Source organism: Polynucleobacter sp. IMCC 30228, from assembly GCF_021395205.1.
Taxonomy (GTDB): Bacteria; Pseudomonadota; Gammaproteobacteria; order Burkholderiales; family Burkholderiaceae; genus Polynucleobacter.
Genome location: NZ_JAJVCS010000005.1, coordinates 72,844 through 96,263, shown reverse-complemented (window position 1 = coordinate 96,263; position 23,420 = coordinate 72,844). Strand labels below are relative to the sequence as shown.

Below are 23,420 nucleotides of genomic sequence, written 5' to 3'. Positions count from 1 at the left end.
AGAGATAATGATTATTTAATTTAGGAGAGTAAATATGCTTAATAATCAAGATTTTACAGCCAATCGCACCAAATACCTAGGCGGCTCCGATATCGGTGCGATTTTAGGGTTTTCTAAATACCGCACTGCTTTAGACGTCTGGCTTGAGAAAACTGGTCGTATAGTTAATAAGGTAGATAACCTGCCAGTGCGCTTTGGGTCTTTTGCAGAAAGCTTTGTTGCATCTGAATACGCCACTCAAACAGGCTACGCCCTAGTACATAGCGAAGAAGGTGTTGCTCACCCCACCTACCCCTTTATGGTGGGCCATATCGATCGCTTTATCTTTAAGTCAAGCTTGGATAGTGCCATTGATTCTGAACCTCTATTTAATCCTGATGGTTCTTGCGCTGCTGCCCACCTTTTAGAGTGCAAAACAGCCAGCCCCTTTAACCAATCGGATTGGGGCGAATTGGGAACTGATGAAGTGCCAATGAGTTACCTAGTGCAATGCCTTTGGTATTTGGCAATTACTAATTTGGAGAGATGTGATGTGGCCGTCCTTTTTGGTAAAAGTGATTTTAGAATTTATGAGGTCTATCGAGATAAAGAACTAGAAGATTTAATCATTACTAAAGCCGCTGCCTTTTGGAATGACTATGTATTGTCAGATACTCCACCACCTGCGCAGTGCGAAACCGACTACCAAAACCTCTTTAAAAAGGAAGTAGCTGGTAAAGCCATAGAAGCTAAACCAGTCATCTATGAACTGACTGCTAAGTTACAGCTGTTAAATAGTGAGATTAAATCTAAAGAGCTTGAGATCTCTCATATCAAGCAAACCATCATGGAGCAGATGGGGGAAGCTGAGCTTCTCACCTATCAAGGCCAAGTCTTAGCGACTTGGAAGAGCCCAAAGCAAAGCTATCGCTTAGATAGCAAAAGACTAGAACTAGAGCATCCTGAAATGATTTCTCAATACCAAGTGCCGATCCAAAACTCGCGAAGATTAGTGATTAAGGAGCTTGCAAATTCTGTAAAGGTATCAACTAGGATTCAGACGGGAGAGTGCGCATGAAAGCAAATCAAACCACAATTAAAAAAATGGGTAAACGTACCTATACCTTAAAAGAACTAGCACAACGCGATTTTGGCGTTTTACCCAAAACATTAACTGAAGCTACTTCACCTCATTTTTCTTTAGCCAATATCCAGGAAGATCTATTAGATGATGATTTAGATAAAGTAGAAAATAAGCCCGCAGCTACTTCGTCAATCAAAGAAGCTAGTGGTACTAAGGCGAAAAATCAACAAGCGATCAAAGCGCCACCTCCAAATACGCATCTTGTGCTACCCATTAAGCTGCTTACTAACTTGATTGAGAAAGAAATCGCGACAACAGCAAAGCATTTAGCTCTTGAAGTAGCCGAATTACAAGCGTGGATTGATTTACAGGTGTTGGTACCTAAACAAACCTTGTTAGCCTTGTTAAGACTGGCAAGAGCTAATAATTTAGACCCTCTAAAAGAAGAGGTGGCATTAGCCTTATATGAAGATGAACGTTGGCAAGCCTATATTACGGTTGAAGGCTATAGCAAGATCCTAAATAATCACCCCGCTTTTGATGGGATTACCTTTGCCCAATCGCCTGAACATACCAATGACATTCCCCTATGGATGGAATGCACGATTTATCGCAAAGATCGTAGTCATCCCATAGTGATTCGAGAATATTTTGAAGAAGTGAAAGGAGAGCAAGCTATCTGGCAAAAGATGCCTCGAAGGATGCTAAGACACCGGGTGATGAAGCAGTGCGCCAGATTGGCCATGACTTAATACAGTGCCTTAATCAATTGGGCAGAAAAACCAATAAGAATTATGGATAAACAACTAAAATGATGTCTATCACCCTAAAGCGGCCATTCTTTTTAATTATTATAAATACTGGATAAATTGGACATTTTTGTTGTTGCTGCATTAATCGCAGCCGCTCTCTTGCATGCCTCGTGGCACGCCCTCATCAAATCCAATAGTAACCAAATTATTGCCATCGGGGGCATGAGTGTGGCTACTACCTTGGTGTGTGGTCTTTTACTCTTTAAAGCAAGCCCACTATCAAACTGGGCATTTTGCATTATTGCCCTCTCCGTTCTGATTCATTTTGCCTATAAGGTTGCACTAGCAAAGCTCTATCAAAATACCCAACTAAGCCTGGCTTACCCCTTGGCTCGAGGATTATGTCCTGTACTGGCAGTGATCATTGCCTTTTTTGCCCTCGGAGAAAGGCCGGGAATCATTGCTCTTTTGGGTATTTTTTGTGTCTGTGCAGGGGTGTGTTTTTTAGTCACCGATGGATTAAAAAAGCAGGTAACTGTCTTTGTTTTTCTTTTGGCGGGATTTGCTGCAGCAACCGTTGCCCTTTATTCGGTTCTTGATGCCTATGGGGTACGTTATACCGGTAGTGTTTTCTCCTTTACAGCGCACCTTGTCTTTTGGGATGGCTTGGTTTTTATTGCCTACGCCCTATGGGCAACCCAAGGTAAAGCGCTTAAAATTTGGATCGTGGAATGGAAAAATACTGCGCTCACAGGCATACTGGGATTAACTTCCTTTTGGATTTTTATATGGTCTTTGAGTAAGGCCAGCGTTGGCGGGGTTAGCGCCATTCGAGAAACTAGCATTATTTTTTCTGTTCTCATTGGAGCGTTTGTCCTGAAGGAGCGCATTACGGCGGTGCGCTGGATAGGAGTAAGTACCGTAACGATTGGCGTCATGCTACTGGCAGTAGGTAAATTTACTAACTAATGAAATAAATACTGATGGATTCCTCTTTTCATAAACGCATTGAATACTATCTGGAGTTTGCAAGAAAACATCCCCATCACTTTGCCAACAATTTAGGTAGCGTGAAAATTGTATTTGATCCACAAAAAATATATGCCGCAGAACAAGCATCGCTTCTTCGCAATCAAGCCCTTGGCTTGCCTTTAGAAGGGTCACATGTAGGAATAATTTCAGAAGATCCTTGGGTAACTGTCATTCGAGATGCGGTGGAGTTTTCTGATGGCGATATTCGATTACATACCAGAACCATGAATCGTAATAATGAAGGGGTTGCTGTACTTCCCATTTTTGAAAATAAAATTATTTTAATTCGTCATTTTCGTCATGCCTTGCGTAAATCAATCCTAGAAATTCCGCGAGGAGCAATTGATGATATGGCGACAATAGAGCAAACGGCGCGCCAAGAACTCCTTGAAGAAATCGGGGGCGTTGCAGGTGAATTGGTACCATTGGGTTTTATTTATGGCACTACTAATTTGTTTGCCAATGGCTCCTATCTTTTTTTTACCAAACTAACATCATTAGGATCGCCTCAATTAGATGAGGGAGTAGAAGCAATTGAGCGCTACTCTGTGAAAGAGTTTGAATCTTTACTTTTGGCAAGTGAAATACAAGAAACTCATACAATCTCAGCATTTTGCCAAGCGCGCCTAAGAGGATTGGTGTAGCTAATAAATATGAAAATACTAATAATATTTATTATTAATATCTCCTTTACAGTTATCTTGTTTTTTCTAATTGAAGCAGGCTATCGATCATATATTTTAAAGACATGTGATATTAGCTGCGCATTCGATTATGTCAATACAAATACCGGCTATTTAGATGAAAATATAGATGTTGCGCTAACAAAATTTGATAAGCGCTTAGGATCACTTCCAAGACCATTTTTTGATAGTAAAGAAATTGAAAAATGGACAATGGGGCGTTTAACAGTAAATAAAAATGGATTTAGGGGTAATGGAAATCATATTAAATTCAAAAAAAAATTCTTTAAAATATTAGCAGTTGGAGATAGCTTTACTTTTGGTTACCAAGTTGGGGATCAAGAAACTTGGCCAGCCTGCGTTGAATACAATTTAAGGGCAGAAGTAGATAATGGTGGAATATTTGGTTACGGTGTAGCCCAATCGATACTGAGGGCAGACTTGGAGTTAATAACTAAACAATATGATGTAGTAATACTAGCAATTTTAGTGGGTAATGGATTTGCAAGAGATCAATTATTTTTTAGATCAGGTTTTTCAAAGCCTGCAGTAATCTTTGATAATGGAAAAATTGGCTACTCCATACCCATTTCAATTGAGGATTACAAAGCTAAACAGTCCGGTTTTATGAATTTAGCTGGCGAGCTTCGCAATAAATCATTTGTTGCTAATGAGGTGATGGATTATCTTGAAATAACACCCGCAGCCCCAAGAATGAGCCTTAAGCATCCTAGTGCTGCGTCCATTCCCGAGATAGTTAAATTTTCCCTTGAAAAATTTTCAACCATTAGTGCTAGAAAAATCTTAATATTTGACTATCAAGATCCCCGCCCCCAAGGGCTGACGGAAAAGGAAAAATCAGAATTAGCTCTTATTCATAAATTTGCTAGAAAATTGGACATAGAAATTATTGATCCTTTATCTAAATTTAGAAGTTTTCCTGAAAAAATGGTTTGGAATGGCCATCATACTCAATTTGGAAATAAGTTGATATGCGATTTGGTAGTGGACAAATTAAAACAAGATTAAATAATAAAAAAATATCCATGTCCTAAGAGCTTGTGATTGCTAATGAATGGTGAAAGTAAATATAGCACTAACTTTTCAAAATATACATTGCAGGCAGGCTTGTGTTGCAAAAAAATTCAGTTATGTAGTCCACTCATACTTTTTAACTTGAAATGGATATAAAAATCTTGGAACCTTAAAATTTGGCAAACTAAAAATTGGGGCAAATCTAAGTAGGCCCGAACTTCTATAGGTTTTTGTTTCAAAAGTAAATTCTATCCCCTTAAAAGCAGTAGATGCTATTTTTTTTAATTCAGACTCTCGCCAAAAATACATATCTAATTTTTCTTTGAGGGATTTTTTAAGCGCATTCCAGGTTAAGCCTTGAAGTAACCAAACAGGAAACCAAGGATTCATATCAAAAATTATGACTTTACCTCCGGGTCTTATTATTCTTGCGCATTCAGCAAGGACTTTACTGAGAATAATTTTATTTTGATTGATAGAAACTGAATTCATATGATGAATTGAATAAAACATCACCACACAATCGATCGATCTTTCAGCCAGAGGAAGATCTGTCGCCGAACCGCAAATACCGAGATCTATTTTACTATTTAGTCTTATCGAGGGATATGAGGGCTCAACTCCTATGAGATAGCTACCTTCTGGCTTTTCATAACAGGTAGATGGTCCACAACCAAGATCTAGAATCACATCTCCAGCTTTAAAAATTTTTTCAACTTCTAGCTTTTGTCTACGGTAACATAAGCTTTGAATTTCTGGTAATTCATTTCCAGACTCCATAAAATCATATTTCTTATCGAAGTATTCTGGGCTAATATTTTGATTGCTGATAAATATATTGTTATGAAACTTAAAACTTTGAGCACAAAACTGACAGTTTAGATTATTTTCTGCCTTACTAAAACTTGAGAAAGAATTCTTACAGCCTGGACAAACAAGGTTTTTAAAATTATCTAGCAAATCTAACTTTTGTATGTACATAACTTAAGATATATCGAATATATATTTTTTTGATTGAAAATTATATGTGATATTAACATAATGCCATGTATTAAAAAAAATTATCTAATTTAATAATTATTTAACTTCTAGCAAATGGCTTTTATTAGAGTCTATGGAACTTAAATATAGTGCTAGCCGTAATTAAAAAAATATTCAGTAATAAACTGAATGTAATTACTACTAATTAATATAAATATAGAAATAATAGGGTATAGTTAAAATTATAATCTCTCCCGACTTTAGATTGTCAAATCATGAACCCTTTTAGCCCCCTTAAGGCTGCCGCCTTTAGACCTTTATCACTCATGTCTCCCAATCCTTGGGTTGGTCATCTACCTTTCGCTTACTGGGTCATAGGAGCTACTCGTCCACCTATCTTCGTTGAATTGGGTACCCACACTGGTAATTCCTATTTTGCATTTTGCCAGTCTGTCAAGGAGCTCCAACTACCAACACAATGCTACGCTATAGATACCTGGCAAGGTGATAGTCATACTGGCCAGTACGATGACAATATTTTTAATGCTGTGAATACGCATAATCAAATGTACTACGGCGAATTTTCACATTTGCTCCGTATGACATTTGATGATGCGCTTACTCAGTTTGATAACAGTACTATAAATTTATTACACATTGATGGGCTGCATACCTACGAAGCGGTTAAGCATGATTTTGAGACATGGCTACCTAAGCTAGCTCCAAATGCTATAGTACTTTTTCATGACATCGTAATTCGCGATCATGGTTTTGGAGTATGGCAATTTTGGGAAGAATTACAAACTCGCTACAATGCTAATCTCTCCTTTCTACACTCAAAAGGCTTGGGTGTAATTTGCATTGGGAAACCAATCAATCCAAACTCAGCAAATTGGCTTGGAGCACCCCAACTAAATATTCAGGAAGTATATGAATACTTTACGGCTCTGGGAGATCGTCAACTTGAAGTATTTAATTTACGACAAGATGAACTAAAATTACGCCTTAATCATGAAGTCAGTGCCCTTTCTAAAGAACTAGAAGATCGGGATGCAGAACTTTCCGAACTTCGTCAATGGATTAACTCTTGGAAATTATTGATTGCCAGGGGAATCAAACTTTTTATTAATCGCCTTATAGGTATGAATTCATAATCATAGAATAACTAATTCGTCATGAATTTAAATTTATCACCTTCAAAAAAAATATTGCTAATAGATTATTTATTCATTGCTCTATTAGCATTACTTGCCATTTGGCTTTTTAGAAGCCACTTTATAGGAGATGGCTTATGGATTGGAAATCCAGATCGCCTTAACGGAAATCTCAAGTTTCTTAAACACTATATTAATACTTTACATGCGGGGCAAATTTCTGCGTGGGATGATTTTGAAATGATGGGATATGACAGCCTTGCCATGGTTGGTGTATTTCCAAACCCGTCAGTATATTTATTGGCTCTACTGGGAGCTGATAAAGCCTATATAGCTATAGGATACTTTGACATTGGTCTTCTAGCCTTATCTGGCATAAGTGCTTATTTCTTTTTACGTACTTATTTTCCTGCAGGTATACCAGCTTTTATCGGAGCCCTTTGTTATGAGTTTTCATCTTTAACTCTCTTAAAGGTAAGTCAAAATAGCATGAGTTTTGCAGTTTTTATCATGATACCGCTCTTAGCACTCGCAATACGAAAAATTAAAAAAAAATCAGCATTACCAAATTTTTTAATATTAACTATATTAATTGGGTGCATGTTACACCTGATGTTTCTCCAAAAAGCAGCGTATGCAATTTTACTCATATTTACTTATGCTGCTTGGTGCTCATATCGCCAGCAAAAATGGTCAATTTTTGTAATTTTTAGCTTGGCATTACTAGCTGGAATTAGTTTTGCTGCCCCTAGAATTTTAGGAATTGCTTTAGCTATGCGTGAATATAGTAGGGCAATTGATGGCCTAAACCTAAAAGACTTTGAAACCCTATACCAATTCCAAGGAATTTTTCCGTCTGAAATTTTTCGATGGTTTGACTATGGAATATTTGGAAGAACCATGTCCGAAAGGTCTGCGCTTGGGAACTCGATGAATCTTACTGAAGGATTTCTCATTTTTACGTCCCCTATTATTCCACTACTTCTGGCTATGGGGCTAATTAGAAACCCTAGAGAGTGGCTTTTATTAAATAAACAAAGTAATTCAGATACTCCTTTTTTCTTTTGGGTTTTTATTGCCTGTATTTCAGTTTTAATTTTCAAACCAGCAGCACATGCGATCTTCCTATTATTTATGAGGATGGATTTTACTCATGCACGGATATTGATCGCAGGACTACTACCACTTTCATTTTTAATTGCAATATCTTTAGAGGATCTTTCAAAAAAAACTGATTATTTGAATAAAAAATATACTTTTTTATTTAGTGTAGTTTTTGGATTATTTATTGCTATTTTAATTAACGCTATAGCATCACAATTTGGGGGTATATATACCCTTAAAAATTTTCCAGTTATGCGCCAAGAGTCTTTATGTAGAATTGCGCTCTCACTTATTACTTTCGTTGTATTTATAGTTATCTACGGCCTTCGAATTAAAAAATTTAATTCACAAAATATTGTCTATGCATCAATTTGCGGCCTTATCATTGGACAATGTTTAATTGGCGCTAACGCCCAAATTAATGACAGCTATGTCTGGAATTTTAAAAAACCATTTAATTCTGGGGACTTTTATTACGCTAAATCCAGCGAATTTAAACTCCCCAACAAAGAACAGCTAGAATCTCTCCATGAACGCATCAACCCGGATAGATTTCGGGTTGCTCTTGTTTGCGATAAAAATATAGCTGGTGGTTTTTGTGCGGGACATATTCCTGAGTTTTGGGAGCTCCGTACAATAGATGGCTACTATGGCATTGGTGTACCTTACAGGTTGAGAATACTTCCCTGGGGGAATGGTGCTAGCTTACGGACTATAAGCTTTACTGATCTTGCGACAATGCCATGGGATTTATTAGGATTTCTTAACGTGCGCTATGTATTAATAGGAGATGATGGATCTTATAGAAATATAAGCCTCAATAATGATCAAGTGACCGGTATAGCAGATCCCTCGAGTTTCAAAATAATTGAGTCTCCTGCACGAGTAACTCCTAGAGTTTTTTTTACAAAATCTGCTAAGTCTGTTATCTCTCCGAATGAAGCAGTAAAAGAAATTTTTCAAAAAAATGGGATCATCGATCCAGAAAAAGTATCATTTATTGAGGGTATTAATGAATCAAAGAATTTTGAAGATTCTGGCTTCATTACCTTAACAGGGGGCGGTGACTTCATCAGGCTAAATTTCAATAAGTCAGATTCTGAACGTTTACTAATTCTCAATGATCTTTACTTTCCCGGTTGGCATGCAGATATTAACGGCAAAGAAATACCCATTTTTCCTGCCAATGTTGTTATGAGAAGTGTAATCATCCCCCCAGGAGTAGATGAAGTAAATTTCAGATATACAACTTATTTAAAAACAAAAACAGCAGACTTTATTCGTATTTGTGCCTTATTTCTTATTGTATTAGTATCCTTTTTCCTCAAGAAATATTCTAAAAAATTGGATGAATAAGATTTCCCAGAGTAAATTTATCCACCCAAAAAATCATCAGTTATTTCTTTGGGAGCGCCATCTTTCTTTTATCTTAAGTTTAGGATTAATTCTTTTTATAATCGGTTTTTTTATTGCAACTCCTAAATACGGATTAATATTTAGCGAGTATATTATCAAACATCTTCCAGCGTTCACTGATAATCCTTTATCTAAAATTTTTGATTTTAATAATGTAGGGGATTCCAGAGGGCATATCATTAAAAATTTAATGATATGGATTAATATTCATTTTCGAAGGATATTATTACTATATACAGTTATTCATCCATCTTTGAGCTTTAATTGGGTAATTTACCCAACCACACTTTATTTATTTTATAAGGCAATTTGCCTTACTAGCAATAATAAACGACTGCCAATAATGGCAACGTTGCTTTATGCCTCATCCCCAGGGATGTTGGGCATACTTTTAGAATACTACTTGCCTGGAAAAGCTTTAGTAAATTTATTCTTTTCACTCGGCTTTTATGGAATTTCGCTGGCCTTTACAGTCCTTAAACCATCCCGTCCTTATATCGGAACACTTCTATTTATTTTTGCATTTTTAATGGGACTATTATCAGATGAAACGGCTATTTTCATTCCACTTAGTTTAATTTATGTATTAGCAAAAATAAATGTAAATAGATTAGATACAACTAAAATTACAATATTACTCTCAGGTCTATTAATTACAATATTCCTATACGTAACGACACTTACTTTAATTATTCCGCTTATAAATAATACGCTTAATCAATCGCCATTACAAATATTCGATTTAATATTTAAAGGTCCATATTATAATTTTGGTAATTTAATAAAATCTATAAGGCATTATGAGTTTTATGATCCCTTAAATTTATTTCAAGTAATTTTTTCTTCACATTACATACCCAATCGAATAGCCCCTCCAAATTGGGTAAGCAGCATACCATTTCCTAATTTTCTTGCCTGGTCATCTAGAGAAAAACTGGCTTACCTCGCCTATCTAATAACTTTTCTTTGTTTTTTTATCACCATTGAAAAAAATGAAAAAATTAATGCGGGAAAGATTGCATTCGCATTTTTTATATATTTATTTGTTCAAGAATTTTTAATTATATTTACAAATGGTTATTTACAGGATATAAGTTATTATGCAGCGATATCCTCATTTTTTTTATCTCTCTTGGTTGCGCACATTGCAGCTAATTCTGTTAGAAACATAAATTTCATACTTTTCGCATGGGTTTGGGTAGTATGTATCATTGCTTCACAAATTACTAATTTTATGGCTGGAGAGGAGCGTTATCCCTATTTTGGGAAAAATGATTTAACTTGGCATGATCTTAACGATATTAGAAACGAAGTTATTAGCAATCAAAATACCTGGAAAGGTAAGCAATTTTTTGACAGACGTTTTTCTTATGCATTTGAAACTGCTGCTGCTTTGGATTCTGCCAAAGATGTGAAGATTGATTTTCAGCCATTAGAAAATCCGGATCTAAGCCTTTCTAATTCAATAAAATTTCCCCCATATTTTCAAGATCAAAGTTTGCCAAAATTTAATTTTGGCAATTCATCATTCTCTGAACTTGACATGAAGAAAATAGGTGCGATTTTAGTTGGAAAGCCAACTTATTTAGACTATTTTAGCCAAAAAATTCTCTATAGTCATTTAAATGAATGGAATTTTAAGTGGCAGTTTGATGAGCTAAATAATGTGACACAATTATCATGGCGCCCGGGATTGATGCGCGTTTTTACTGACAAGGGAATTATCACAAAAAGAGATGATGAAGTTTGTGTCATTATTCAAGATCGGCAAGTTACATGTTTTTTTGCAATTTATAAATATAAAGATGTCTTCTATGCGTTTGATAAAAATGGCTCTTTAGTTATTAGATTTAAATTAGATCTATCAAACTCAAATTAGAATAGTCTAAATTTATGTTAAATCTAAAGAGCAAATGGAATCTAGAGAATTTTCCATATTTATATGCTCTTCTATTTCTGCATTCATTTTATTATGGCGCAATACTTTTATATAGTCATGGCCTACCATATGTAATGGATGCTAACGAAACTTATTCAGTTTACTGGCATTCATACAATTTATTACACTTTGATTTATTAAAATCTTTTGGGCTTACTGACGAGGCATATGGATTTAGTTCGGCGGCACACCCATATATGCATACACATCAAGGTAATATGCCTCGCCTTTTTGGTGCGTTAATATATTTTCTCGGCGCAACTAGTATTGAAGCGCAAGTCTTAATCACCACCTTTTTCATAGGTACGCTATCTTTAATTTTTTCTTATTTAAGTCTACGGCGTATTGCAAATCCATTATTTTCATTTATTTTTTCTGCGCTCCTATTTACAGATTACTTGCAAATCGGGCAGTGGCAAGTTGTAACTTATAGGGTTTGGTATGGCTTTCTATTCTTTGGAATACTTGCCTGCATTACTAACTTAGACTCTAAATACCCGATTAAGTGGCTTGCAGGATCTTATGGCTTATTTTTCCTAATGTTCTACAACGAGTTAGTATTCGCGGTAATGATAGCAACTTTCGCAATACTTTTTACTGCGTATTGGCACCGCTTAAACATATCTTTAATTTTGAAAATTTGGTTAGCTCAAGCTTTAGGAGCCTTCTCTGCTTTAGCTCTGCTATTTTCACAATTAATTTTAAAATTTGGTTTATCAGTTGTAAAACAAGATTTTTCGACCACCTTTAATATGCGAAATTTTGGCAACAAAGAGGATTGGGCTAACTCATCAATGACTTTTTTTAGTACCAATAAAATAGTTTATTGGACTAACCACACAGATTCTTCTCCCTTAAGAAATTTATTTTCGTTTATTCACGCCCAAACAATGTATGTCTTTCAAATATATACCCCTTGGTTAACCCTTATTGTAATTACAATCCTAAGTGGATACCTTTTTTCTTTAATTTGCAATTCAGATAAATTCAGTAAATTTAATTTAAAAATAAAATACTTATTTACACCGGCAGTTTCGTTTAGCAAGATCTTGCTATTTCTATTTACTTTAGTAACTATAGTTTTTTCCTTAACATATATAAAATTATTTAGTAGTTTTGAATTAATCGATGCTGTCTTTAGTTCCTTGATAGGCTTGATTTTTATGGGTATTATTTATGCAAATCTGACTAACGTAGATTATCTAAAAATTAAATCAAAGTCGGAATATTCTAAGTGGAATAGCTTTAAACCAATATTATTAATACTAACTACCTCTTTTTTAATTTTTATAATTTTTTATGGTCCGAGCCAATTTGTCTCTACTTTTCAGCTACTTGTATTTATATCTACTTGCTTAATTATTTTGTTATTAAATTTAAATAAGATTAAATGGTTAGGAAACATAAAACTATCTTATTTAATTAATTTCATTCTTTTATTTATAGTTATATTTTTAATATTTTTTACACAACGAATTTTTGGATTAAAAATTTTAGCTAATTATATTAATCAACTTAAATCTGGGGTTTACTATATAGTTTTTTTGTCTATATTTTTAGCGGCTCTTATATTTCTAATCACTGAATTATATAAAGATAAGATCATTAATAAGTTAGGCTTAATAAAATTAAGCCTAACTTTGAGAAAAACTTTAGGAAATCATTTATTCACTCAGACTACCTATCTTAGCTTCATAATTCTGATTCTACTCTTCCATTGGCGTCTATATGACCAAGATTATTCAACGGTTTGGATGCGTCCCTTTAATTTTTTTGGCGGAGAACTGCTCGCTCGTTTACTATCAATTTTCAGTATTGTATTTGGATGTTTATTCATTAGCATGAGTCCATATCAATTTCTGTCTAAAAAAATTATCACGCATCTAACTAATGTTTTCATACTTTTTTTTATTGGAGAAATAGCCTTCTTTATTGTATTTTTGCTTTCTCCTGGATACGTAATTAGTGGATATTTACAACGAACTGCTCCATTTTCAGTATTTTTTACAAGTATTCCATTGACAATAGCTATTTATTTATTATTTGCTGTTGGTCTAAATTTAAAAACTAAAGTGTTTTACGATTTTGAATTTTATGAAATTTCTAAACAAAAAAAATATGTGGGATTTACAGGCATTAGAAATCAGTATGTAGCTACTTTATTTTTATCAAGCGGAATTTCATTGGCTCTAATACTCTATTGGGCTGCATTACAATTTAGTTATGCTACAGCGTTACCTCCGAACTACTTTCCCTTTTTAAAGCAATTACAAAAACCTCCTTTTCTTGGAAAATCAGCAATTGTTATGACCTATGCTGCTCCAGTTGCAGCAATGACTGGAAGTTGGGCTTATTTTGACCCCTCTTCTCATTCACACAAAACGACTAAGACAGAAAATGGTTATGAAACAGAGCGGGATATGAAAAACTTTTTATGGTTAGCTGATGGTAATATTAATTTAGATTATAAATATCCCGACTATTTTATCTGCATGTGGCCTCAAAGCTTAAGAAATATTGTTGCAGACCGTATGAAGGGTTTTGAACCCTTTGATAATGTTTGTCCTAGAATGCCAATCGTAATAGAGGCTCAAAATAAATCGAGTGCCATGAAGCATGAGTTGATTGATTTTGATTTATCCCCAAGAGGTTCTTGGGCTATAGTTAAGCTTGATCATGAATTACCACCTTTAGTGAAAGATATAAAAGCAAAAGTTATACGAAAAAATGATGGTTTTTATATACTTCCAGAATATATTTATATTCAGCAACAAGGAACAGCTGAGCAAGATAGCTTAGTGGAAATAATTAGCCTAAATAATTTAGAATCAAACTCACGTGATCAGAATGCTAAAGTTATCGCAAAAGGCTATGGTAAAAAACTGATAAAAATACCTTCTAGTTTTAAAGGGATCATTGCCTTACGCATTACTCCAATCAGCATAAAAAAAGAAGGGGAGTCAACTACCTCAAGCAAATTATATATTTCCGAATGACTATCTTCCTCTGCAGAGTTTTAACCATAATATTATATTAACGTCATAGGTTTTAGTTACTTACTGAAGTATTTCTTATTTCAATTATGTTTGCTTTATATTCAATGATTAATATTAATCTAAATATAAAGCATATTTAGCGGCTCGAATTTATTTTATTTACTAGCTAATGTTAATATATTTCCCTTCATTTTAATTCTTTATTGAATATTTTATAAAATGATAAACTGAATTCTTTAACACTTCTACTATCAATACGCATGAAATATCTTTTATGTAAAAAATAATTCTGTACTTAATTAAAGCAGTCCACTAGCGTATCCGATCTTTCAGTCTTTTAGCACTCTCCTGCCGATATTTCTTATGAAGAATCATTTGATAAGATAGAGATTTCTGGTATAAATACTTCACTATTCAGTTTCATAATCTTGTGAAATAAAAATGATGGTAAAAATCGTAAGACTTTAACGAAATTCTATTGTAAATATTACAAAAAGTAGATAGCTCATGTATCATCAATATTAATATGAATATACTTAGCCAGCTCAAACAAATAACAATAAGCTTACTTGAGTCTCACCCTATTGGTTATATATTTGGACTTAAATTATTGGAATGTGGAAACTTCTTATTGCCCCATGAGTTTGATTATTATGGATTTGAAATCCTTGTTAATAATGGCTATAAAAATAATAAATTAATTTTAGATCTTGGTGCAAATAGAGGACATTCTGCTCGGGGATTCATGAAAATTTTACCAGATTGGAATGTATTCTCTGTAGAGGCAAATTCATTGCATATAAACGCACTCGAGAAAACTAAACAAGCCAGTAAAAATAGAATGGATTACAAAATAGCTGCGGCTGGAGATATAACTGGCCAAACTATTGAACTATTCACCCCAATTTATAAGAATATTTTTTTACATAGCGCAACGTCAACCTCCTATGATGAGGCTAAAAACGCAGTAATGGAGGCTTTTCCGCATTCCTATGGCGCCATAGGAGTAGTGAAATCTATTTCAAATACTATTGCCTTAGATGATTTAAATTTAAAACCAGGCTTTATAAAACTAGATATTCAAGGCGCGGAAAATGCAGCTATCACAGGACTAAAGAAAACTTTAACTATGCATCAGCCAATCTTACTTGTTGAGCAAAATTCTTTATCAGTCGAAACAAATATGATGCTGAGTTTACTTGGATATAAGCCATGGAGTTTTATTGCTAACTCTAAAACTTTCAAGCGTGGGCTACAAGGAGCGTCGAAGGGCCATAAAAATATATTCTATTCTCAGCAACATCATGAGAAATTTTTTAATTTGAAGTGACTTTAAATAGTCTTTAACGCTATAATACGATAATTTACTTATTCTATAATAATATTTTTTTTAATATAAATTATCATATTAATTCTCATTAGTAAGAATATAGCCGTATGCTATCAGATTTTAAGTAGCGCTAATTTGAAAGCCCTAGTTTTATTCTATTGTTTAATAATTCTCCACTTTTCTCATTTGAATTTGACTTAAGATGGGATATTAATTTCAAACTAATCTAAATATGTTGAGTGCATTTATAAAATATTTTAAACTTTACCCGCATTTTAATAGAGACCTTCTTTTTTCCACTCTAATAGCCTTCCTTTTCTCTTTTGAGTCTTGGCTATTAGGTCCTCTTTCTTGGATGTATGGCTATGGTAGCGGACTAGAAACTATCCCCGCCCTCAAGGCTTTATCGTTTGAAGATAGAAATCTTTCCCTTTGGTCTCCATTTGTAGCGGGTGGACTAGATAGGTTAGCCTTTTGGGGAAATGCTAATCCTTATGGCCCAGAATATTTTCTATTCAAATTTCTTCCGGCTTGGCTAGCAAATGGTATGCATCGGTTTTTACAGTATTTCGTGGCTTCTTACTTTGCCATCAAGGTTGCAAAAGAACAACTTAAACTTGAAGAATCATGGGCTTTTTTAGTTGCCTTGCTTTTTGCTTCTTTTTCTTTTTATACAGTAGGAGCTTTATTTACGCTTCCTGGAATTCCCCTAATTCTTTGGCTACTCGATCATTCAATACATGGGACCAAAAAATACTTTAAATGCTTTCTAAGTGCTTTATTAATTTCCTTTACTACAACTTTTACCTTTGGCGTTCCTTATATTTTATTTTTTTGTTTTTTATGGTTTCTAATAATACGTAGAATTAAGATAAGCCATTTTTTTTGGCCTTTTCTAGTTTTCACTTGTGTACTTTGTATTTTTACTGCGCCCCAATTATTAGCAATTTCAATCAATGGGTCACAATCGCATAGAGTTGGTTGGGACATTGAATCTCTCTCATTCTCAGTTGATGGTCTATTTTATAGACAGCTTCAATTTGATTTGTTTGGTCAAAGTAATTTCTTAACCTTATTAACAATGAATCTTCCAGTATTAATTTTTATGGTTGGGATGGTATTAAGTTTTTATAGTATGAAAATTTGCGGTGAAAGTAAAAGAGTATCTATTAATTTTTTTGGAGTTTCAGCAATATTTTTTCTCCTTTCCCAAAAATGGGCATGGATTAGTTTACAGTTAATTTTATCGAATCTTTTGCCTTTTATTAAAGGCGTTTATATGGGAAGGTTTTTTCAAATACCAGCCCCCTTCTTAATTGCATGTGGCTTAACATTATCTTTTCGTCTAGCTTGGCTGTTATGGAAAAAAATACTACTAGCAAAATTTTTAATCGTGATTTTTACTGTATCACTAGCTTTAGTTTTACTTATTACGCCAAAAATTCATTTATTTTATGATTTGGGGGTTCATGATTGGGGCGAAAAAAATTATCAGATAAAAGCACTTGATGAGTTACGAGAAATTCCTGACATTTTTAGGGTTGCAAGTGTACTGCCATTACAGCCGGCATATGCATATGCTCAAGGGCTAGAAACAGTTGATGGTTGGGCCAATCTTTACCCAAGTGTATATCGTGATCTGTGGCTAAAAATGTTAACACCTACTTTTAATATAAATCCCTATAACAAAAAAATATTTGGTGTTGACACTGGAAAAGCCGAGGATAATTTTATCTTTCTAGGATCTGATTTATTTTCCCCAGGGCTTGGGTTATTGCCAAATGAGAAGATCGAAGTCGCTCTTAAAGAAGGATTTAATGTTGAAAATAGATATAACCTAAATTTGCTAAGATTATTGAATGTACGCTTTTTACTATCCTCATACCCCCTCCAAGGAGAGGGGGTTAAGCTTTATCATGATATTTCTAATAAGCCCACTTGGGCCGAGAATCGCAGCAGAAACACTGGTCTGGTAGTGGGTGAGCGGCAACCCCCCGAAATGAGGCTGCCTCAAAACATCTCATTCTTTCAGCCATTTTGGGACTATTATCAGTTCAATAAAAAAAAGCTGAAAGGTAAAGATATATATATATATGAATTAGAAAATAGTCTACCAAGATTTAGATTAGTGGAGTCTATTAAGCTAACTTCAGATAAGGCTGATACCTTGAATCGCTTATACTCAATGAGCCTAGAAGAACTAAGAAAATCTGTAATCATACAAAAAAGTGATACTTTTACTCCCAAGAAAAGCAATAATCTTTCTAGCGGGAAAGTTATAGTTATGAAATATTCTCCAGATGAAATTATATTAGCAACTAATGCAGAATATGATTCATTTTTAGTCATAGCAAATACATGGAATCCATACTGGATTGCTGAAGTTGATAACTATAAAACTAGATTAGTTAGGGTAAATCATGCGCAATTTGGCTTAGAATTAAGCCCAGGCAAACATACAATAGTATTGAAATATATGCCTCCATATAGCTTTCTTAAGAAACCAATCGATTGGCTAGCTAGATAATTTTTATTTATATGAAAATCTCACAGAAATCCAATTATTATCTAGAGATAGGGCTAGCACTTTTTGCGGCGCTTATTTATGCAATTCCACTTGAATTTTTGATTCTCACCGGAGGATCGCAACTTCCATTTTCTAATGAAAGTATTGCATTTCGATACTTTACGGCATTACGGATTTTGAGTGGCGAAGGAGGAACGGTCTGGACGGCACAAGGACAGTTTACTAGCTTAATACAACTCTTAATTTTTTGGGCAAGCGAAAAGGTTAATGGTGCGGGTCTAACTAAAGAAAATCTAGATATTTTTTCAATTTTAAGTACTGCAGCTACAAATTTATTTATGCTGATAATTTATTTAAAAGTTGCAAGAGATCAGTTCCTTACTTTTTCAGATAAAGCCTGCATTTTCTTTCTGGGCCCAACTATTTTATTTGCAACTGTAAATGCTGGCTTTTATTACTTTTTACTGCCAGATTATTTAGCATTTTCAATGGTAATAATTTCATTATCTGCATATCTCACAATTCATGTATATCGCAAAGATAGTAAATTCACTTGGAATCATTTATTAATACTTTCATTTATATCTGGATTGGCCGCTTCAAATAAAATTACTTTACTTGGTATATCAAGTATTCCTGTGTTGTTAATGATATTAAAAAAACCTCTAGATTCAAAAGTAATTTTTATGCGTATGATATTTTCGGGATTCACCACAGTAAGTGCATTTGTACTTATTTTTTATTTTCTATACCTCTTCAATCTTCATGCCACATTAATTGCACTTATTAATGCAGCTGGCTTTCTAAAATCAATAGGCGGGGAAACGGGATTTTGGGCTCAAAACTTTAAATTATTTCAAACTGCATATGGCTATGACAAAATTTTTTATTTTTGGCTAGGTTGTACAATTTTTATGGCTGTAGAATTATGCCGAAGAAGAGAGTTTCGTGGGCTACCAATAATTGCTTCCTGTATTTTTACAGCCTTACTTTTGGGAATAGGCTTGTATAAAAGAGGGGCCGGAACGACATTCTTTGAATTATCCTGCATTCTTGGAGGGCTCACCTCAATTGCAATATCTATTGCAATTGGATCTACTACAAAAAATATTTTTATTAAATTTATTCCTATCCTTATATTTATCATCTCTATTTTTAAATTTGATTACGCCCATAATTGGATAGTAGTCAATAGATCGGTTGGGCTTTCTGGAATCTCATGGGAAGTATTTGATTATTTAACAAGCCTTAAAAGACCAGTTCAAGTCATCATAATTAATGGAATGGGAGAATATGAAACCAGTGGAGTCATAGATTTGAGTAAAGGACTAAGACTACTGAATACCAATGAATTTTCAAATGATTACCCGCTTGTTAAAAAAGTATTTCCAAATATTGAATTTTTGACACAACCGAAAGTCTTTGAATCAGGGACTGCAGTAATGTGGGTTGAAAGATGGGACCCTATTTTAAGCGCCCCGCTAAAGATTAGCGATCAATCCGAATTAGATCATTTAAATATACTAAACGAAATTGCTAGTAAAAATAATTGTAGGGAGTGGCTTACGGGCTACTCAAATCAACAAAAAATCCATGCTTGCATTATTGATAATTTATAAATTCATCCTTACCCGAATAGTGGACATATAATGAGAATAATTCTAAATTTTATTATATTTAAAACATTAGCTTTATTTAATCTTCAGAATTTCTGATTCGATATACATTTACACCACCAAAAGATTCAATTGCAGTTAATTTGTTTTTATCTTTTAGCATTTGAAAAATTTCTTGTTCTAATGGTTGCCTGGACATATCACCAACGATTATTACTTTGCCAACGCTACTGATGTCATTAATATTAGCGTATGCTCTTGCTCTCAAAATTTGAGACCTATCATCTACCATTGAATGCGTTAATCCCAATGGGTTATTTTTACGAAGAGCAAAAAAGAGGGTTGCGGAGTCCCATGTAAAAATATACCCATCACTATCACTGAACCACTTTTTTGCCATTATATACATTGCAATATTTTCACCTCCCATTCCTGTCGGAATTAATTGCCAAAGATTTTGGGAGGCGCTAGAAGTAATTGAATTTGGCCCAATAAAGCCAGTAGGCCATTGAAACTTATCTTTAATTCCTGCATAAAAACTACGTTTGAAGCAGTCTTTATTTAATTTGGGCAGAAAACATTCGCGCAAAATTATGCTATTAGATCTTATAGGGCTTACTGGTCGAAATAACCTATCAAATAATACCCCGCCAAATAAACTAAAGCTAATTATAAAAATAAAAAATAATATTGCTATTATATTTTTTGGTGAAAAGAGATTTGTGCTGATCTGCCAAAATTTATATTCCGATATTAAGCGGTCATAAAAATAAATAGCAATTATTACTAAAGGGAAAGAAATAAACACTAGGACTGGAGTTACAGCTCTTCCTGCATAATAGGAAAGCTGCATAATTCCAAGTAAACTAATACAGCCTAAGATAATTACATTTCTTAGGTCGCGGGAATCTCCTTTCAAAGTCCATAACTTAAATGCAGTATAGCCAACGCTAATAGAATAAAATAAGCCAAATAAAATGTAAGTACGAATTTGTGGATCTGGGGCTACTATCCAACCGCTAGAGGATACTTGGCTTTTTATAAGCTCAAAATAAATATCGTACCTTGGCCAACTCTTGAAAAATAATAAACTTAGCGTAATGAGGCATAGATGGGGAACTAAAGATAGTAATTGTAATTTTCCAGATTGGATTAGCACCCTTTTAATTTGGAAAGAATTTTTTGATAATTCTTGAAAAATAATATAGGCTTGGTAAACAATTAAACTATAAATAAAAGATTCTAAGGACCATAAGCAGGCGACAAAAAAAATACAAACAGAAAGAATTGAAAAGGTCTTGTTAAAATTTAACCTTGTAAAGCTATATATTAAAAATAAAGGGGGGAGGTACCGAAATGAAAGTGCTGATGGTGTATATGTGGGGTTGTATAAAAATGCACTAATTAAAAACAATACTAAAAAAGAAGCTAATACTGTCGATCTAATCTTATTTCTAGAAATACTGATGCAGATTAATATGACTACTAATATATAAAATTGATCCAATGCTGCTACGACCAAACTTACACTAAATAAGGACCAAGGCAAAATATACAAAGCTAAAGTAATGAGAAGGTAATTTAAGCCATATTGAGAAAAAACGTCAGTAAATGGACTTAAACCAAGAGCAACTGAACTCGCTGGTCCTATATATGGATCATAGGATAAAGTATCATGTCCCATTTCAGGCCTAAATAATGACAAGATAAATATAAAGATAAATCCTGCTATTACTATATTTTGATATTTAAATTTTTTAAAATTAAAATAAGTTACGGCAAGTAGACTTATAAAGCTAACAACAAACCCATAAATAAATCTTTTATTCGAAAACTGAAATCCATCTATATCTAAAATATTCTTGTATTCGAGTGAATATACAACACGATCTATGCCAATTAATCCATATGAAAATACAAACAGGGGTAACAAAAAAAATATAAAATTTATTTTTGAAGAAGACTTATATTTTTGATAAAAATCTGTACGTGCTATGAAATTTCCCAAGAAGATAGCTAAGGGTATAAATAAAACCATGCCAGTAAAAAAGGCTACGTAAAGATATAGTTGATTACTGACAAAGGTTGATTTAATTAAAATATAAAAAAAAGATACTATTATTAAAATAAATATCCCAATAAATCTCAGCATTTGATCTTGGTCATTATTTTGCATAAAATATATCTTTTTATTTAACATCTTTTCCCCCCAATAGAGGGAGTAATGATGCTAATGTAACTAAAAATAAGGGTGTTGTAAGTGCAAGTTCGGCTATAGTATGCGGGGCAGCGTATCCTACAATAGAAGGGACCATGCTCCCGAAAAATAGTATTCCAGATGTTGCCACTACAGGTATGGCTTTTTCCTTGCAAGGGTATATTCTTGCTAACAAATAAAATAACAACGCAAAAAAAGAAATTCGTAAGATCCAATAAAAACCTCTTTCTCCGTATCTATCCAGTTGATTAGAGGTAAAAATAAATTGTTCTTTTACTACGTTACCAATTTCCTGGTGTTTCGAAACAAATAAATCTATATTTGGAGGATATTTCTTCAATCCATACACCCAGGCAATAGTCCCAATCATTGCAATAGGTTTATACCAAAAAAAACTAGTAATACAATCTAAAAAATATGATGAACAGCGATCAACTACTAGCTCTTTAACGACTAAATCATAAGGAGTCCAACTAATAGTTGTATAGTTTTCGGAAGGTCCATTAATAATAGCCCATTCATTAGCTCGTCCATTATCTTTTAAGAATTTTTCAACTGCCTCTAGAGTGGTGAAGTCATCGATGCGTAATTGCTCTCGAATAGAAAAATTTGGATTAAAAGCAAACCCTGAATATATGTTGTGCCAAAATACTCTTGTTGCAATTTGCCCTTTTTTATAGTACTCATCCGGCAATCCTCTGTACAAAAATAAGTTTAACGTTGAGTAGAAAAATACTAAAAAAGTAAGAATTAAGGCTGCGGGATATATTTTGAAATGATATTTTTCTATATTGATTAAATTAGGCTCTTTTCTCAATGTAAGAACAACAATACTAATTATTATAATCAGAGCAAACATCCAAACTGTTGTAGATCTTACAAAGATGATGAATGTAAGTAACCCAATCTGAAAAAATACCAATACAAATTGTAAAAGCCTAATCTTTTTTTCAAAAAAAAATAATATGCAGTGTAATAATGGTATTAGAGCTAATAATGGAATGCATCGCAACGCCAAAACTCCTGCTAATTGTCCATCATATTTAATCATCGGAAGAATAAGTCTATGACAGAAGTAAAATGTTGCTAATAATAATAAAGCATAAGGATTATGACGATAAGCATAAGCAAATATAATCCCAGCAAATCCTAATATTAAATAATAAATATAAAGAACGCCCTCCACCTTAAAGCCAAATAATTTAAATGCAAGCTCAATTAGAATAACAATACCTTTATCCTCTCCTGGCATCGTCAGTTCTTTCATTTCACTTGTTTTTTTAACATTTTTTAATTCAGCCATCCCCTTATTTATCGTAGCTGCGCTAGTATTAATAGTTCCATCATTAAATTTTATATGTATAAAATCTAATGTCATAAATCGACGCGTTCCAAATGCTACATTTGAAAACGCAGGCGGAACTGCAGCCCAAACCCAATAAGGTGGCTCAGTATCCATTTTTAGCTTTAAAGCAGCATTAAAGCTAATAAAAAAAGTAGCTATGGATAAGCAAATAAAAAATATAGACAATATGAATTTTTTTTTGTTTGGGGCTATAAAAAATTTCATATTG

15 protein-coding genes are annotated in these 23,420 nt (G+C 33.7%); 12 read left to right on the top strand and 3 right to left on the bottom strand.

The window, feature by feature from the left end; translation table 11 throughout:
- Positions 1–34: 34 nt before the first annotated feature.
- The 5 genes from LZT21_RS09735 (at position 35) to LZT21_RS09715 (ending at position 4,559) form a co-directional block, all read left to right on the top strand.
- The gene (locus LZT21_RS09735) at positions 35–1,057 is read left to right on the top strand and encodes a YqaJ viral recombinase family protein (RefSeq protein ID WP_233990518.1); all 1,023 of its coding nucleotides are present in this window, start codon (positions 35–37) and stop codon (positions 1,055–1,057) included.
- Positions 1,054–1,815 carry a recombinase RecT gene (locus LZT21_RS09730; protein WP_233990517.1) on the top strand — a complete coding sequence of 254 codons (762 nt, stop codon included), beginning with the start codon at positions 1,054–1,056 and terminating at the stop codon, positions 1,813–1,815. Before LZT21_RS09735 ends, LZT21_RS09730 begins: the two co-directional genes overlap by 4 nt.
- A gap of 117 nt (positions 1,816–1,932) precedes the next feature.
- Entirely contained in the window at positions 1,933–2,784 is an 852-nt protein-coding gene (locus tag LZT21_RS09725) for a DMT family transporter (RefSeq protein ID WP_233990515.1), read from the top strand.
- A gap of 14 nt (positions 2,785–2,798) precedes the next feature.
- Complete coding sequence (locus tag LZT21_RS09720) at positions 2,799–3,491, top strand: NUDIX hydrolase (RefSeq protein WP_233990513.1); 693 nt, start codon at positions 2,799–2,801, stop codon at positions 3,489–3,491.
- Positions 3,492–3,500: 9 nt separating this feature from the next.
- Positions 3,501–4,559 (top strand): hypothetical protein, encoded by a 1,059-nt coding sequence (locus tag LZT21_RS09715; RefSeq protein WP_233990512.1) that lies wholly within the window; start codon positions 3,501–3,503, stop codon positions 4,557–4,559.
- A 120-nt stretch (positions 4,560–4,679) separates the two neighbouring features.
- Here the strand turns inward: LZT21_RS09715 and LZT21_RS09710 are convergent, their stop codons facing one another.
- The gene (locus LZT21_RS09710; protein ID WP_233990510.1) at positions 4,680–5,546 is read right to left on the bottom strand and encodes a class I SAM-dependent methyltransferase; all 867 of its coding nucleotides are present in this window, start codon (positions 5,544–5,546) and stop codon (positions 4,680–4,682) included.
- Positions 5,547–5,821: 275 nt separating this feature from the next.
- Here LZT21_RS09710 and LZT21_RS09705 point away from each other — a divergent pair, with 275 nt between their 5' ends.
- The 7 genes from LZT21_RS09705 to LZT21_RS09675 all read left to right on the top strand — a co-directional run bounded on the left by LZT21_RS09705 (position 5,822) and on the right by LZT21_RS09675 (position 19,631).
- Positions 5,822–6,700 (top strand): class I SAM-dependent methyltransferase, encoded by an 879-nt coding sequence (locus LZT21_RS09705; protein ID WP_233990508.1) that lies wholly within the window; start codon positions 5,822–5,824, stop codon positions 6,698–6,700.
- Between the two features lie 21 nt (positions 6,701–6,721).
- Positions 6,722–9,160: a YfhO family protein gene (locus LZT21_RS09700; protein WP_233990506.1), complete on the top strand. Its 2,439-nt coding sequence runs from the start codon at positions 6,722–6,724 to the stop codon at positions 9,158–9,160.
- The gene (locus LZT21_RS09695) at positions 9,153–11,099 is read left to right on the top strand and encodes a hypothetical protein (protein ID WP_233990504.1); all 1,947 of its coding nucleotides are present in this window, start codon (positions 9,153–9,155) and stop codon (positions 11,097–11,099) included. The genes LZT21_RS09700 and LZT21_RS09695 overlap by 8 nt, the downstream gene beginning before the upstream one ends.
- 134 nt (positions 11,100–11,233) lie before the next feature.
- Complete coding sequence (locus LZT21_RS09690; protein ID WP_233990502.1) at positions 11,234–14,155, top strand: hypothetical protein; 2,922 nt, start codon at positions 11,234–11,236, stop codon at positions 14,153–14,155.
- Positions 14,156–14,681: 526 nt separating this feature from the next.
- Complete coding sequence (locus LZT21_RS09685) at positions 14,682–15,485, top strand: FkbM family methyltransferase (protein ID WP_233990501.1); 804 nt, start codon at positions 14,682–14,684, stop codon at positions 15,483–15,485.
- 232 nt (positions 15,486–15,717) lie between these two features.
- Positions 15,718–18,012 carry a DUF6044 family protein gene (locus tag LZT21_RS09680; RefSeq protein ID WP_233990499.1) on the top strand — a complete coding sequence of 765 codons (2,295 nt, stop codon included), beginning with the start codon at positions 15,718–15,720 and terminating at the stop codon, positions 18,010–18,012.
- An 11-nt stretch (positions 18,013–18,023) separates the two neighbouring features.
- Positions 18,024–19,631, top strand: a complete 1,608-nt coding sequence (locus tag LZT21_RS09675) for a hypothetical protein (RefSeq protein WP_233990497.1) — start codon at positions 18,024–18,026, stop codon at positions 19,629–19,631.
- 76 nt (positions 19,632–19,707) lie between these two features.
- Here LZT21_RS09675 and LZT21_RS09670 read toward each other — a convergent pair whose 3' ends face one another.
- Together LZT21_RS09670 and LZT21_RS09665 are read right to left on the bottom strand one after the other, a co-directional pair.
- A complete protein-coding gene (locus LZT21_RS09670) occupies positions 19,708–21,828 on the bottom strand; it encodes a hypothetical protein (RefSeq protein ID WP_233990495.1) in 2,121 nt (706 codons plus the stop codon).
- Positions 21,818–23,416 carry a hypothetical protein gene (locus LZT21_RS09665; RefSeq protein WP_233990493.1) on the bottom strand — a complete coding sequence of 533 codons (1,599 nt, stop codon included), beginning with the start codon at positions 23,414–23,416 and terminating at the stop codon, positions 21,818–21,820. Before LZT21_RS09665 ends, LZT21_RS09670 begins: the two co-directional genes overlap by 11 nt.
- Positions 23,417–23,420: the final 4 nt, after the last annotated feature.

Bases quoted from the DNA above. Each gene is read 5' to 3' on its own strand.
- LZT21_RS09735 (WP_233990518.1), top strand. From the start codon at position 35: ATGCTTAATAATCAAGATTTTACAGCCAATCGCACCAAATACCTAGGC.
- LZT21_RS09730 (WP_233990517.1), top strand. From the start codon at position 1,054: ATGAAAGCAAATCAAACCACAATTAAAAAAATGGGTAAACGTACCTAT.
- LZT21_RS09720 (WP_233990513.1), top strand. From the start codon at position 2,799: ATGGATTCCTCTTTTCATAAACGCATTGAATACTATCTGGAGTTTGCA.
- LZT21_RS09715 (WP_233990512.1), top strand. From the start codon at position 3,501: ATGAAAATACTAATAATATTTATTATTAATATCTCCTTTACAGTTATC.
- LZT21_RS09710 (WP_233990510.1), bottom strand. From the start codon at position 5,546: ATGTACATACAAAAGTTAGATTTGCTAGATAATTTTAAAAACCTTGTT.
- LZT21_RS09705 (WP_233990508.1), top strand. From the start codon at position 5,822: ATGAACCCTTTTAGCCCCCTTAAGGCTGCCGCCTTTAGACCTTTATCA.
- LZT21_RS09700 (WP_233990506.1), top strand. From the start codon at position 6,722: ATGAATTTAAATTTATCACCTTCAAAAAAAATATTGCTAATAGATTAT.
- LZT21_RS09695 (WP_233990504.1), top strand. From the start codon at position 9,153: ATGAATAAGATTTCCCAGAGTAAATTTATCCACCCAAAAAATCATCAG.
- LZT21_RS09690 (WP_233990502.1), top strand. From the start codon at position 11,234: ATGGATGCTAACGAAACTTATTCAGTTTACTGGCATTCATACAATTTA.
- LZT21_RS09685 (WP_233990501.1), top strand. From the start codon at position 14,682: ATGAATATACTTAGCCAGCTCAAACAAATAACAATAAGCTTACTTGAG.
- LZT21_RS09680 (WP_233990499.1), top strand. From the start codon at position 15,718: ATGTTGAGTGCATTTATAAAATATTTTAAACTTTACCCGCATTTTAAT.
- LZT21_RS09675 (WP_233990497.1), top strand. From the start codon at position 18,024: ATGAAAATCTCACAGAAATCCAATTATTATCTAGAGATAGGGCTAGCA.
- LZT21_RS09670 (WP_233990495.1), bottom strand. From the start codon at position 21,828: ATGTTAAATAAAAAGATATATTTTATGCAAAATAATGACCAAGATCAA.
- LZT21_RS09665 (WP_233990493.1), bottom strand. From the start codon at position 23,416: ATGAAATTTTTTATAGCCCCAAACAAAAAAAAATTCATATTGTCTATA.